This window comes from Shewanella cutis, from assembly GCF_022410515.1.
Lineage (GTDB): Bacteria > Pseudomonadota > Gammaproteobacteria > Enterobacterales > Shewanellaceae > Shewanella > Shewanella cutis.
This window is the reverse complement of sequence record NZ_JACSDI010000001.1, coordinates 255,998-268,233: the sequence shown is the minus strand read 5'-3', so window position 1 is coordinate 268,233 and position 12,236 is coordinate 255,998. Positions and strand designations below refer to the sequence as shown.

General features: G+C 37.0%; 12 protein-coding genes and 1 pseudogene. All 13 read left to right on the top strand.

Going from position 1 to position 12,236, the window contains the following annotated elements; translation table 11 throughout:
• Positions 1 to 107 precede the first annotated feature (107 nt).
• The 13 genes and pseudogenes from H9J30_RS01350 (at position 108) to H9J30_RS01290 (ending at position 12,230) form a co-directional block, all read left to right on the top strand.
• Positions 108 to 485, top strand: a complete 378-nt coding sequence (locus H9J30_RS01350) for a four helix bundle protein (RefSeq protein ID WP_240129361.1) — start codon at positions 108 to 110, stop codon at positions 483 to 485.
• A gap of 186 nt (positions 486 to 671) precedes the next feature.
• Complete coding sequence (locus H9J30_RS01345; RefSeq protein WP_240129360.1) at positions 672 to 1,646, top strand: Wzz/FepE/Etk N-terminal domain-containing protein; 975 nt, start codon at positions 672 to 674, stop codon at positions 1,644 to 1,646.
• 171 nt (positions 1,647 to 1,817) lie between these two features.
• Positions 1,818 to 3,098: a Vi polysaccharide biosynthesis UDP-N-acetylglucosamine C-6 dehydrogenase TviB gene (gene tviB / locus H9J30_RS01340; protein ID WP_172591207.1), complete on the top strand. Its 1,281-nt coding sequence runs from the start codon at positions 1,818 to 1,820 to the stop codon at positions 3,096 to 3,098.
• Positions 3,099 to 3,183: 85 nt separating this feature from the next.
• Complete coding sequence (locus H9J30_RS01335) at positions 3,184 to 4,206, top strand: NAD-dependent epimerase/dehydratase family protein (protein ID WP_172591208.1); 1,023 nt, start codon at positions 3,184 to 3,186, stop codon at positions 4,204 to 4,206.
• 2 nt (positions 4,207 to 4,208) lie between these two features.
• Positions 4,209 to 5,291 (top strand): dTDP-glucose 4,6-dehydratase, encoded by a 1,083-nt coding sequence (gene rfbB, locus H9J30_RS01330; RefSeq protein ID WP_240129359.1) that lies wholly within the window; start codon positions 4,209 to 4,211, stop codon positions 5,289 to 5,291.
• Positions 5,292 to 5,376: 85 nt separating this feature from the next.
• A pseudogene (locus tag H9J30_RS01325) lies at positions 5,377 to 5,742 on the top strand (four helix bundle protein).
• A gap of 3 nt (positions 5,743 to 5,745) precedes the next feature.
• Positions 5,746 to 6,660, top strand: a complete 915-nt coding sequence (rfbA, locus tag H9J30_RS01320) for a glucose-1-phosphate thymidylyltransferase RfbA (RefSeq protein WP_240129358.1) — start codon at positions 5,746 to 5,748, stop codon at positions 6,658 to 6,660.
• Positions 6,657 to 7,733 (top strand): DegT/DnrJ/EryC1/StrS aminotransferase family protein, encoded by a 1,077-nt coding sequence (locus H9J30_RS01315; RefSeq protein ID WP_172591211.1) that lies wholly within the window; start codon positions 6,657 to 6,659, stop codon positions 7,731 to 7,733. Before rfbA ends, H9J30_RS01315 begins: the two co-directional genes overlap by 4 nt.
• Entirely contained in the window at positions 7,733 to 8,455 is a 723-nt protein-coding gene (locus H9J30_RS01310; RefSeq protein ID WP_240129357.1) for a WbqC family protein, read from the top strand. Before H9J30_RS01315 ends, H9J30_RS01310 begins: the two co-directional genes overlap by 1 nt.
• Positions 8,456 to 8,461: 6 nt before the next feature.
• The gene (locus H9J30_RS01305; RefSeq protein WP_240129356.1) at positions 8,462 to 9,412 is read left to right on the top strand and encodes a DegT/DnrJ/EryC1/StrS family aminotransferase; all 951 of its coding nucleotides are present in this window, start codon (positions 8,462 to 8,464) and stop codon (positions 9,410 to 9,412) included.
• Positions 9,393 to 9,821, top strand: a complete 429-nt coding sequence (locus H9J30_RS01300) for a GNAT family N-acetyltransferase (RefSeq protein ID WP_240129355.1) — start codon at positions 9,393 to 9,395, stop codon at positions 9,819 to 9,821. The genes H9J30_RS01305 and H9J30_RS01300 overlap by 20 nt, the downstream gene beginning before the upstream one ends.
• A 20-nt stretch (positions 9,822 to 9,841) precedes the next feature.
• Positions 9,842 to 11,347, top strand: coding sequence for an oligosaccharide flippase family protein (locus H9J30_RS01295; protein WP_240129354.1), 1,506 nt, complete (start codon positions 9,842 to 9,844; stop codon positions 11,345 to 11,347).
• The gene (locus H9J30_RS01290; protein WP_240129353.1) at positions 11,334 to 12,230 is read left to right on the top strand and encodes a glycosyltransferase family 2 protein; all 897 of its coding nucleotides are present in this window, start codon (positions 11,334 to 11,336) and stop codon (positions 12,228 to 12,230) included. Before H9J30_RS01295 ends, H9J30_RS01290 begins: the two co-directional genes overlap by 14 nt.
• Positions 12,231 to 12,236: the final 6 nt, after the last annotated feature.

The window sequence follows — 12,236 nt, the reverse complement described above, 5'->3', positions numbered from 1 at the left end:
CGCAGCAAAGAGCGCTGTTCTAGAACGCCACTGCGTGGCTCTAGAATCTAGAAGTTGCTTAGCGACGCTCTGCTTTTCCTCGATTCTCGCGACTGAAAGGAGCTCTTATGCGATTCGAACAACTGGATGTTTGGAAACGAGCTTGCCGCCTTTCATGTGATGTTTATAAGGAACTTAAAAATTGCCGAGATTATGGGCTCAGAGATCAGATGACCAGAGCGGCAGTTTCTATTCCCTCAAACATAGCGGAGGGCGAGGAACGTGAGTCAAATGCAGAGTCAGCAAGATTTCTTTATTTTGCAAAAGGTTCATCTGGGGAACTGATTACTCAGATATATATTGCGATAGAAATTGGCGTAATAGACAAACAAAACGGAATGACTCTTATCAAAGAGGCTAAAGAAATTTCAGCAATGATTGCTTCTTTGATAAAAATACGAAAAGGCAGTGTCCGAGAAGAGTCCGCAGATTATAAAAGTACGTAGAAACTAGGACGGCCTACGCCCTCTAGGACGCAGCGAAAAACGCTGCTGCTAGAACGCTCGCAAGCTCGCTCTAGGCCCTAGAACCTAGGATTTAAAACCTAGAATCTAGTACCTAGCACCTAGTACCCTCTTTAAATATCTTTAAGCTTTCCTAGGGCCTAGCACCTAGGGCCTAGAACCTAAAAAATGAACACACAAATTACTCAAAATCCAAACACATACCAATCCGACGCTAGGTTTCCTCAAGTGCAAGACGACGAAATCGATCTTCGCGAACTGTTCTCTGTCATCTGGCGCGGTAAATGGATTATTTTGGCGATTACCGCAGTATTTGCTGTTGGTGCTGTTGTCTTCGCCATAAAACAACCAAACATCTACAAATCTGAAGCCCTGCTTGCGCCTGCATCTGAGGAACAAGGCGGTGGTTTAAGTGCGTTAGCTTCTCAATTTGGTGGTTTAGCAAGCCTTGCAGGCGTTAATCTTGGTAGCAAAGGCGGTACAGATAAAACCGAATTGGCAATTGAGGTCTTAAAGTCTCGCCAATTTACCAGTGATTTTATTCAAAAGCACAATATCCTTGCCGATTTAATGGCGGCAGAAAAATGGGACAGAGATGCAGATAAACTTATCTTTGATCCTGAGCTATATAACGAGCAAACCAATACTTGGGTGCGCGAAGTGAAAGCGCCATTTAAACCTGAGCCATCAATGCAAGAAGCCTATAAAGCCTTTAGTAAAATGATTGTTGTCAATAAAGCCAAAGATACTGGTATGGTGACTTTATCGGTAGAGCATTTATCCCCAACAGTTGCGCAGCAATGGGTTACTTGGTTAATTCAAGATATTAATAAAGTAATGAAGGAGCGTGATGTTGCTGAAGCACACCGCAGTACTGAGTTTTTAAATAAACAAATCGCTTTAACCAATGTTGCAGATATTAAAACCGTACTTTATAAACTCATTGAAGAACAGGCCAAAACTATCATGTTTGCCGAAGTGCGTGATGAATACGTCTTTAAAACTATTGACCCTGCATTAGCGCCTGAAGAAAAAGCCAAGCCTAAACGCGCATTAATTTGCGTATTAGGCACCATGCTCGGCGGCATGTTAGGCGTTATGTTAGTGCTGGTAAGGCATTTTATGAGAAAAGAACAGAACTAAGATTCTCGGAACTGCCTATTGGGACAGTTTAACGAAAAGCAGTAAAACCTAGGGTTTATGTGAGATGGCAAAGATGTAGCTGTCTCAAAATGGATAGAAAGTGTCTCAGCTTAGTTTGGATGGCTGAGATGTAAATATGACAAATTTCTATTTTTATAAAGGAAGTTTCTAATGAAGTTTGAGCTAGCAAATGCCAAAGTGGGTATAATTGGTTTAGGGTATGTAGGTTTGCCATTAGCGGTTGAGTTTGGTAAGCAGCGACGTACAATTGGCTTTGATATAAACCAATCCCGTATAGATGAACTCAGTACTGGCCATGATAGTACGTTAGAGTGTTCTGATACTGAGTTAGCAGAAGCAAAAGAACTAGTTTATACAACATCACTAGAAGCGCTCAAAGAATGTGATGTCTTTATTGTTACTGTTCCAACGCCGATTGATGAGCATAAACAGCCTGATTTAACACCCTTGATCAAAGCTTCAGAAACCTTAGGTAAAGTCATCAAACACGGCGATGTAATCATCTATGAATCTACCGTTTACCCAGGTGCGACTGAAGAAGAATGTATCCCTGTTGTAGAGCAGGTGTCAGGCCTTAAGTTTAATCAGGACTTTTTCGCGGGTTACTCGCCAGAGCGCATAAATCCGGGTGATAAAGAGCACCGTGTCACTAATATTTTAAAAGTGACTAGTGGATCCTCGCCTGAAGTAGCTGAATATGTTGATCAGTTATACAAATCTATTATTGTTGCCGGTACCCATAAGGCATCAAGCATCAAGGTGGCCGAAGCAGCCAAAGTGATTGAAAACACTCAGCGAGATGTCAATATTGCGCTGATTAATGAGCTATCTATCATCTTTAATAAGCTTGGTATTGATACGCTTGAAGTGCTTGAGGCAGCTGGCACTAAGTGGAACTTTTTGCCATTTCGCCCCGGCTTGGTTGGCGGTCATTGCATCGGTGTAGATCCTTACTATTTAACTCATAAAGCGCAAAGTGTGGGTTATCACCCTGAGATGATCTTGGCCGGTCGCCGCCTTAACGACGGTATGGGCCAGTATGTGGTGTCTCAACTGGTGAAGAAAATGCTCAAAAAGCGTATTCACGTTGAAGGGGCAAACGTTCTTGTGATGGGCTTGACCTTTAAAGAGAACTGCCCGGATCTACGCAACACAAAAGTAGTAGATATTGTCCATGAGCTCAAGGAATACAATATCAATGTGGATATTGTTGACCCTTGGTGTGAAAGCCATGAAGCAGAACAAGAATATGGATTAACTTTGTGCGGTCAACCTAAAGTGAACCATTATGATGCGATTATTATAGCTGTTTCCCATAACGAGTTTCGTTTAATGGGTCCAGAGGCTATACGTGCATTAGGTAAATCAGAGCATGTGTTATATGACCTTAAGTACGTTCTAAATAAAGAAAGCGTAGATATGCGTTTATAGTTAGTTAAAATGAAGGTGCTGATTGTATTTGAAATACTCTAAACCTTGATCTTAAAGCCTAATCTTGCTTCTGATTGGATTTCACATGACACGTTACGAACAAATTAAACAAGACCTGCTAAATTCTCCTAAAACTTGGCTAATAACAGGTGTTGCAGGTTTTATTGGTTCAAATTTATTAGAACAATTACTTAAATTAAATCAAACTGTGATTGGATTGGATAACTTTGCAACTGGACATCAACACAATCTCGACGAGGTGCAATCTGTTGTGACATCAGAACAATGGATGCGTTTTGGCTTCATCAATGGAGATATTCGTGATTATGCTATTTGTGAAGCTGCAGTAAATGGCGTTGATTATGTGCTTCATCAAGCTGCGCTGGGATCTGTACCACGCTCAATAGCCGATCCTATTACCACTAATGCTGCAAATATCACTGGCTTTCTTAACATGCTTCAAGCTGCAAAAGAGGCTAGGGTAAAAAGTTTTACTTATGCAGCTTCCAGTTCAACATATGGTGATCATCCTGCATTACCCAAAGTTGAACAGAATATTGGCAATCCTCTTTCACCTTATGCTGTAACGAAATATGTAAATGAGCTCTATGCAGGGGTATATGCTCGTACCTATGGATTTGAAACAATAGGGCTAAGATATTTTAATGTGTTTGGTCGTCGTCAAGATCCTAATGGTGCCTATGCTGCCGTTATTCCTAAGTGGACATCTTCTATGATTAAAGGGGAAGAAGTTTTTATTAATGGGGATGGCGAAACGAGCCGAGATTTTTGTTATATCGATAACGTTGTACAAATGAACATTTTAGCTGCGACTGCAACACGAGAAGCAAAAAATGAAGTTTATAATGTTGCGGTTGGTGATAGAACAACCTTGAATGATCTTTACTTTGCTATAAAGGATTCATTAAATGCGAATGGCATTAATGTTAAGCATGACCCAATATATCGCGATTTTAGAACTGGAGATGTGAGGCATTCACAAGCTGATGTTAATAAAGCTGTGACGAAGCTCGGATATCAATATACACATAAGATACTTGATGGTATCTCAGAAGCGATGCCGTGGTACAAGGAGTTTTTGGCATAATTATGAAAATTCTAGTAACTGGTGGGGCGGGCTTTATTGGTTCTGCAGTCGTACGCTATATCATTGGGAATACCCAAGACAGTGTGGTTAATATTGACAAACTTACCTATGCAGGCAACTTAGAATCACTTACTAGGGTTGCGAATAATGCTCGCTACGCGTTCGAAAAAGTAGATATTTGTGATCGTACTGAGCTTGAACGAGTGTTTTCACTGCATCAACCGGATGCTGTTATGCACCTAGCTGCAGAGTCACATGTTGACCGTTCTATCACTGGCCCAGCTGATTTTATTCAAACTAATATCGTTGGTACTTATACTTTGCTCGAAGCTGCTCGCCATTACTGGGTACAACTTAATGCTGAGCGGAAATCAGCTTTTCGTTTTCATCATATTTCAACTGATGAAGTGTATGGTGATTTACCACATCCAGATGAGCAAGAAGGCAAAACTTTAAAGCAAAAACCGCCTTTATTCACCGAAAGTACACCTTACGCGCCTAGCAGCCCTTATTCAGCCTCTAAAGCGTCGAGCGATCACCTAGTACGAGCATGGTTACGTACCTATGGTTTACCGACCATTGTGACTAATTGTTCCAATAACTATGGCCCTTATCATTTTCCAGAAAAGTTAATTCCTCTGGTAATCCTTAATGCACTTGAAGGCAAGCCATTGCCCATTTACGGTAAAGGCGATCAAATCCGTGATTGGTTATATGTCGAAGACCATGCTAGAGCGTTATACAAAGTCGTTACCGAAGGTAAGGTTGGTGAAACTTACAATATAGGTGGCCATAACGAAAAGCGGAACTTAGAAGTAGTACAAACTATTTGCAGCATCTTAGATTCATTAGTGCCCCAAAACACACCTTATGCTGAGCAAATTACATATGTCGCTGATAGACCTGGCCATGATCGCCGTTATGCCATTGATGCAAGCAAAATGAGTGCAGAGCTTGATTGGCAGCCACAAGAGACTTTTGAAACGGGTCTACGCAAAACCGTCGAGTGGTATTTAGCTAACCAAGAATGGTGCAAGCATGTTCAAGATGGTACTTATCAGCGTGAGCGCTTAGGCGAACTATAGTGGTGAGTTGTGAATAGTGAGTGATTAGTGTGAATTGTGAATGCATCACTAAGCACTCAACACTGATTAATAATAGGCGCGAAAAATGAGTGAAAATAATATACTCGACAAAGCTTTTCTGTTCGCCATTCGCATTGTTAAATTACAGCAGGATTTAGTAAACACGCATAGGGAACTTGTGCTTTCTAAGCAATTGTTGCGAAGTGGTACATCAATTGGCACTAATATCAATTAAGCTCAAGCTGCTCAAAGCCACACTGATTTTATTGCAAAAATGGCTATTGCCAGTAAAGAGTCAAGAGAAACTTACTATTGGTTGCGTCTTCTATGTGCAACGGACTATCTAAACTCACAAGATGAACACATTAAAAGTCTATTAGTTCAGAGTGAAGAGCTAATTAAAATTCTTACAAGCATTGTGAAAACTGCACAGCAGAATCAAAAGAAGTAAAAAATGGAATTAAACACTCAAAACTCAACACTTAAAACTCACAATACCAAGGGTATTATCCTCGCAGGAGGCTCTGGCACTCGTTTATATCCCATTACTAAAGGCGTATCTAAGCAATTATTGCCTGTCTACGACAAGCCAATGATTTACTACCCTATTTCTGTGCTTATGTTGGCTGGTATCCGAGATATTCTGATTATTACTACACCTGAGGATCAATCTTCTTTTCAACGCCTACTTGGTGACGGTAGTGAGTTTGGTATCAGTCTGCAATATGCTGTTCAAGCAACGCCAGATGGTTTAGCGCAAGCCTTTATTATTGGTGAAGAGTTTATTGGCAATGATAATGTGTGTTTAGCTCTTGGAGATAATATCTTTTGGGGCCAAGGTTTTTCACCAATACTTAAAAAAGCCGCCGCAAGACCAACCGGTGCATCTGTATTTGGTTATCAAGTTAAAGATCCTGAGCGTTTTGGAGTCGTGGAATTCGATCAAGATCTAAAAGCTATTTCGATTGAAGAAAAACCCCTAAAACCTAAATCTAATTTTGCGGTTACAGGACTGTATTTTTACGATAACCGAGTTGTTAATATCGCTAAAAATGTTAAACCTTCAGAACGTGGTGAGTTAGAAATCACTAGTATTAATCAAGCCTATCTTGAAATGGGGGAATTAAATGTTGAGTTACTCGGTCGTGGTTTCGCTTGGTTAGATACTGGTACCTATGAAAGTTTGCTTGAAGCAGCATCATTTGTCGAAACCATTGAAAAACGGCAAGGTTATAAGATCGCATGCTTAGAGGAAATTGCATGGCGCAATAAATGGCTAAGTAATGAGCAAATACTTAAAGTTGCAAATGAAATGTCCAAGAATAGTTATGGACAATATTTATTAGGTTTAGCCGAGATTAAAAAATGATTTTGTTAAATAAGCCAATTGCGCCAAACTTACAAAAATTGAATAGCTACCTAGAGCGCGTTCACGATACTGGTTGGTACACAAATTTTGGTCCACTACATAATGAACTAACAGAAAAGCTGGAAGAGTATTTAGGTGTAAGTAATCTGCTTCTGGTAAGTAATGGAACGTTGGCCATTCAATTAGCTGCCAAAGTATTAAATGTCAAACAAACGATTACAACGCCATTTTCATTCGTAGCAACGTCTTCTTCGCTCCTTTGGCAAGGAATAGATCTTGCGTACAGCGACATTGAAAGGTCATCGCTCAATATTTGCCCTGAGGAGCTAGAAAAGAATTGGAAATCGAATGATTCTTATGACTCTTTACTGGCTACACATGTATATGGTAATCCGTGTGACGTGCAAAAAATTGATGAAATTGCAAAAAAATATAGTAAAAAAATAATGTATGATGCTGCACATGCATTTGGAATAAAAGTTGGAAATAAGTCTGTTCTAAGTTTTGGTGATGCAAGTACTTTAAGTTTTCATGCGACAAAAGTATTTCATACTGTTGAAGGTGGAGCTGTTATTTTCAAAGATAGAAATCACTTTGATGAAGCAAAAAGTCTGATAAATTTTGGTATTCAAAATGATGGTACACTTGGTTCTCCAGGAATAAATGCCAAACTAAATGAGTATCAAGCCGCTGTAGGTTTATGTTTGCTAGAAAGTATCGATGACATTATTTGCCACCGTTCAAATCTTTTTGAAATTTACAGAAAAGAATTAAGTAATGTCATTGAACTACCATTTTGGCATAGAGATTCAAATTATAACGGAGCATATATGCCAATTTTACCTTCAACCGAAGTTGAAAGGTTAAAAATTGGAGAGCAATTGAAAGCAAATAATATTCAGTTCCGTAGATATTTTTATCCTTCATTGGATAAAGCTTATCTTCGAGTGAAAAGCTTTAACTGCCCTGTGAGTAATTATATTGCTGAAAATGCACTGTGCCTACCACTACATATGTACATGACAAAAGAAGACGTACTAAAAATAACAGCAACTATCAAAGAGATCTACTGATGAAAATTGCAATAATGCAGCCTTATTTTTTTCCCTATATCGGTTACTTTAGTTTAATAATGCAATCTGATTCATTCATTATTTTTGATACACCTCAGTTTATGAGAAAAGGGTGGATAGAAAGAAATAGAATTGGAAAATTAACGGGTGGTAGTGTTTACATCAAGGTCCCGCTTAATAAATCAGATTTAAGTACAAATATTAAAGATATGACTATTGATGATAGTAGTGATTGGCGAGGAAAAATTTTATCACAGTTAGAGATATATAAAAAAAGAGCCCCATTCTACAATAAAGTAGTTGAACTGGTAACTGATGTATTGAAAACTGATTCTAAAAGTATTGTAACTCTGAATAAAGTTGCACTTGAAAAAGTCTGTGAATATCTCGGCCTAAAAAGAACCTTTAAAGTTTTTTCTGAAATGAATTTAGATATTGAAGAGCCCAAGGGTCCGGATGAATGGGCATTAAATATTTGTAAGGCTCTAGGTGTTAATAGCTATATAAATGCTGCAGGTGGAGAGAGTTTTTTTAATGTAAATAAATATAAAAAAAATAACATTGACCTGTTTTTTGTAAATCAACCTCTTGAGGAATACAAGCAGTTTAATGATGTTTTTGAACCTGGCCTGTCGATAGTTGATGTGATGATGTTTAATAGCCCAGAAAAAATTATTGCAATGTTATCTAAGGGTTCACTAAAAAAATTAATCGAGGAATAGTTTGAAATGATCACCAAGTCAGCTTCAGATGTGTCTAACTGTAAATATTCATATTCTTTTACAAAAAATGCCAGAACCGCTTGGTTCAAAACGCTAGATGCGCTTAGTGTTTATAAGAATAAAAAATTAACTTTACTTCTACCGGCGTATATTGGTATTAATGAGAAAGAAGGCTCTGGTGTTTTTGATGCGGTTATAAAAAATGGAGCTGACGTAGTATTTTATAGAGTTACCGATAATTTACAGGTTGATATCAGTGATTTTAATAATAAATTAAAGAGTAATGATATTGATGTTGTGCTTGTGATTCATTATTTTGGGTTTTCTAGAGTTGATATGGACTCAATCCGTACCACATGTGAAAAACTCAATGCTATTTTGGTCGAAGACTGTGCCCACGCTTTCTATATCAACACTGATAACAGTAAAATTGGTGATTACGGTGATTACAGCTTTTATTCATTACATAAATATTTAGCTACCTCGACAGGTGGAATGTTAAAAATAAACAATACTTCATTACCTAATCCTGTTCTAGACATAAATGAAAAAATAGATTTTGATGCACTAGAAAAATTTTCAAGTTCAGATTTCAAAAAAATAGCTACTATAAGGCACCGTAATTATTTAGCTTACGAAGAACATCTTGCGACTGATAAAAACATTGATGTGCTTTTTAAGTTAGAAAGTACAGATATACCGCAGACATTTGCTATAAGAGTAAAAAATGGGTTAAGAGAGAAACTTTATTTTTACTTACTGGAAAAAAATGTGCCAACAGTCGCACTGTATTACAGATTGATCCCGCAAATTACAGAAAATGAATTCCCAAATTCACTTTTAATTTCAAATGAGATTCTGAATCTACCGGTTCACCAAGACACGAAAATAAGTGAAGTTGTGTACATATGTGAAAAAATAAAAGAATTCTTTTCAAATGAACAAAATAGAAATTAATCCATCTTTAATTAAAGAGCTATTAGAAAAAGTAGATAATGAGTTTCAACCTCGATTGAGCTCAAAGGTTGATTTAACTGAATATGCTAGAAAGCTAAATGATAAAGCTGTACTTTTCGTAGAACTAGACGAAGAAATTCTAATCGGTTTGTGTGCTGTCTACATGTCAGATCGGATACAGTTGCAGGCCTACTTATCGATGCTAGCAGTAAACCCGGAATACAGAGGAAAAGGTTTTGCCAAAAAACTTATTCTCGATATGGAATCTACAGTCAGAGACAATGGTTTTAAAACAATTAGACTTGAGGTATATAAGACTAATGAGGGGGCGCTCTCAATGTATCTTAAATTAAATTACATCATAATTGATTCAACTGAAAATTCATTTTTCTTGCAAAAAAAATTTTAATCTTAAAATAAGATACTAAAATGTTACGTCAAAATATAATAGCTAGTTATTTTAGTCAAGTTTATGTAACAATCATTGGCATCGCTATTCTCCCGTTGTACATCAAATTTATGGGAGCTGAAGCATATGGATTAATTGGATTCTTCACACTTTTGCAAGCTTGGTTTGCACTATTGGATCTCGGTTTAACTCCGACAATTGCTAGAGAAACATCGAGATTTCAAAGTGGAATATTATCCAAGCTGAAATTTAAGCAGCTATATCGAGCACTTAGTGCCATTTTTCTTATAATTGCCTTAATTGGTGGGCTTTGTTTATTTTATCTCTCTGATGTAATTACAACTAAATGGTTAAATTTTAATGAATTAGACGATAATATTGTACAAATTTGTGTTCAAATTATGGCCATAAGTGTAGCTTTTAGATGGATGGGGGGGTTATATCGAGGTGTAATCACTGGTTCTGAGTCCATTGTCTGGCTTAGTTCGTTTAACTCTATAATTGCAACAATTAGGTTTATTGGCGTTTTCGTAAGTATGTATATATTTAGTTTTACTGCTTATGTGTTTTTCGTACATCAACTTGCAGTAGCAATTTTAGAATTTATGATTTTATTTTTTAAAGCAGACAAGATTATCCCATGCCGAAAAGATTTTACTGAAGATATAGGTTGGTCGTTTGAACCCATAAGATCGATTCTTAGCTTTGCCTTGACTATTGCTTTCACTTCTTCTGTTTGGGTATTTGTTACTCAAACAGATAAGTTATTACTGTCTGGCCTCTTACCATTAGCAGAATATGGCTACTTCACGCTTGCAGTTCTAGTTGCAAGTGCGATTATGGTTGCTAGTGGGCCCATAAGTAATGCGTTAATGCCGCGAATGGTAAAATTATATGCTGAAGATAAAAAAGATAAAATGCTAGATATTTATCGAAAAGCAACACAAGTCGTAACTGTAATAGCAATACCAGTAACTACAACTTTTGTTTTTTCTGCAAAGCCCCTGTTGATCGCATGGACAGGGGATATATTAATTGCTGAAAAAGCATCACCAATCTTACAACTTTACGCAATCGGAAATGGTTTTCTTGTCTTGGCCGCATTTCCATTTTATCTGCAATATGCGATAGGCAGTTTAAAATATCATTTTTTGGGCAACATTTTCATATTCGTAATATTAATGCCATCGATTTTTTTTGCTGCAACTAATTATGGTGGTATCGGTGCTGCTTGGGTATGGTTACTCCTAAATGCATTTATGTTCTTTTTTTGGGTTAGCTACGTCCATCATAAATTGTTTAAAGGTTTGCATATTATATGGTTATTAAGAGATGTATTAAGTATTGCATTACCAACTTTAATGGTTTGCTACTTAGCTTCATTGATCTCTGTAGATTTAATGACCAAATTTCATAATTTAGTGTATACTATCTTTTTTGCATTCATTGGTTTTGTTGTTGCATTACTAGCTTCTTCAAATGCCAGGAACTTTCTAATGTCAAGGGTAAAAAATGACCTCGAATGATGCAGATATCAAGGCTTCGGTTTGTGTTGTTACTTATAATCAAGTTGAATATATAGAACAATGCTTACAAAGCCTGATAGATCAAATTACAAATTTTGAATTTGAGATAATAGTTGGTGATGATTTTTCGACAGACGGCACTAGAACAATTGTTGAGAATTTTCAACGAAAATACCCTCATGTAATTAAACCAATATTTCATAGTAGAAATGTTGGTGCGGCTGTCAATTTTAACGCTGTACATGGTAGTGCAAGAGGCAAGTTTGTTGCTCATGTTGATGGTGATGATTACATGTTGCCTAATAAGCTACAATCACAAGTAGATTTCATGGAAAGAAATCCTAATTGCAATATATCCTGGCATAGAATGTATGTTAGTTGCGGTCAAAATGTTAAGGAAGATTTGTTGGATTTAAACAATTTTAGACAATTGTGTTTCACAAGAGCGGATATTTTAAAGTTTATTACTATTGGTATGAATAGTTCAAAAATGTACCGTGCTGAAACAATGAATTTTCAAAGACCAGATTTTCTGATGCTTGATTATTTTGCAAATGTTGAACAAATTGGTGATGGCCAAGCTTGTTTTATAAGTTCTGACCCTTTGGGTGTATATAGAGCTGGTATAGGAATTGCGAAAAATGATTTTAAGGTAAAAGAAGCCTTAAGCTTGTCATTTTTATATTTCTTGTCTAAATATCCCAAGTTATCAAATGAGATTAATCAATCGGTACTGCTGCTACTTTTAATGGCATTCAAAAATCGAAGGTATAAAGAGCTTTCATTATTTCTTAAAGTTTACCTTAAAAGCTTTAGTTTCTTTACTCCTTGGAAATTATATAAAGATTACGAATTCATAAAAATGCTTAGATTGCCGAAGTAGGAAAAA